Origin of the sequence: Pantoea sp. 1.19 (assembly GCF_001922585.1) — a bacterium.
Taxonomy (GTDB): Bacteria; Pseudomonadota; Gammaproteobacteria; order Enterobacterales; family Enterobacteriaceae; genus 1-19.
This window is the reverse complement of sequence record NZ_MRBS01000027.1, coordinates 1-1,611: the sequence shown is the minus strand read 5'-3', so window position 1 is coordinate 1,611 and position 1,611 is coordinate 1. Positions and strand designations below refer to the sequence as shown.

General features: G+C 61.1%; 1 protein-coding gene. It reads left to right on the top strand.

Annotation, left to right across the window (positions count from 1 at the left end; genetic code table 11):
- On the top strand, positions 1-1,611 hold a 1,611-nt coding region (locus BS626_RS17935), incomplete at both ends, for a type VI secretion system Vgr family protein (RefSeq protein WP_139308877.1).

The following is a 1,611-nucleotide window of genomic DNA, read 5'->3' as shown; positions in this document are numbered from 1 at the left end:
CCGAAGTATTGCAGGAGCATGGGCTGAAGGGCTGGGAGTATGCGTTCACCCTTAAAGCCGACTATCCGAAGCGCGAGCAGATTAACCAGTATCAGGAAAGTGACCTGGCGTTTATCGAACGCCTGCTGGCGGAGGTGGGGATTTTTTACTTCTTTACCCTGCAGCCCGACACCCAGACCGAAGTGGTGCACTTCGCGGACAGGCAGAGCGCCTGGGCGTTTGGAAAAACCCTGCCGCTCAGCAGCCCGTCGGGGATGAGTGACAATGCGGTCGACTCGGTGTGGGACGTCAGCGTCCGGCAGAGCGTGGCGGCGCGCTCGGTCACCGCCGGTGATTACAATCACCGCGAAGCCCAGAACGTCCTGACCTCCGCACCGGCGGACATGACGCGCGGCGACGGGGAGGGGAATACCTACGGCGAGGTGTACCATTACCGCCCGCGCCACCTTGAACGGGGCGACAAAATCACCCCGGCGGCGGAAACCGGCAACTTCTGGGCGCGCCTGGAGCACGAGCGCTTTCTCTCCACCCAGACCACGGTGACCGGCAGCAGCACCGACCACACCCTGGGGCCGGCCCAAGTGCTGACCATCACCGAAACTGCTATCCCGCCCACGCTGCCGCGTGAAACCGACAACGGCCTCGTCATCATCAGCGCCGGCTACTCCGCCAGCCGTCAGAATGCGCTGCGGGTGGCATGGGCAGCGATGCCGTACTACGAGAACCGCTGCTGGCGWCCCGCCGCGAAACAGCGGCCGGTGGTSAGCGGCACGCTGACGGCGCGCGTCACCAGCGCGAAAGAGAACGACATCTACGCCTGGCAGGATGCATCCGGCATGTACCGGGTGAAGTTTGATGCCGACCGCGATGACAAAAAGCAGGGCATGGAAAGCATGCCGGTGCGCTTTGCCAGGCCTTATGGTGGGGACAAATATGGCTTCCACTTTCCGCTGATCCAGGGCACGGAAGTGGCGATTGCGTTCCACGAGGGGGACCCGGACCGCCCGTATATCGCCCACGCCCTGCACGACTCGCGCCACGTGGACCACGTGACGGAGGCCAACAGCACGCGCAACGTTATCCGCACCGCCGGGCTGAACAAGCTGCGGATGGAGGACAAGCGCGGCGAGGAGCATATTAAGCTCAGTACSGAGTATGGSGGTAAGACGCAGCTGAATTTAGGGCACAATGTTGACGCTTYCAGGGATCTTCGTGGTGAGGGGGCAGAACTGCGCACCGACCGACACGTTTCCATTCGCGGTGGGGCAGGGGTATTTATTACCGCTGATAAACAGCCTTTCGCGGGCGACAAGATGTTGTCCATGCGGGAGGCGATATCTCAACTGGAAAATGCCCTGAGCATTGCCAGAAGTTTGTCTGATGCTGCAGAAACGGCGCAGGCGCTACCCGCCGATATTCAAAGCCAGGTGAAGTTGACTGATGCCCTCAAAGATCTGGTACAGCCAGGAATGGTGTTGAATGCACCTGAAGGCGTGAGCATCACCAGCCCACAGGCGGTTCGCATGGCGTCGGGTAGTGCCAGCGTTGGGATTATGTCACAACAAAATACTGACATCAGCGCGCTTAAGCGTTTTACCGTGGCGGCGGGAG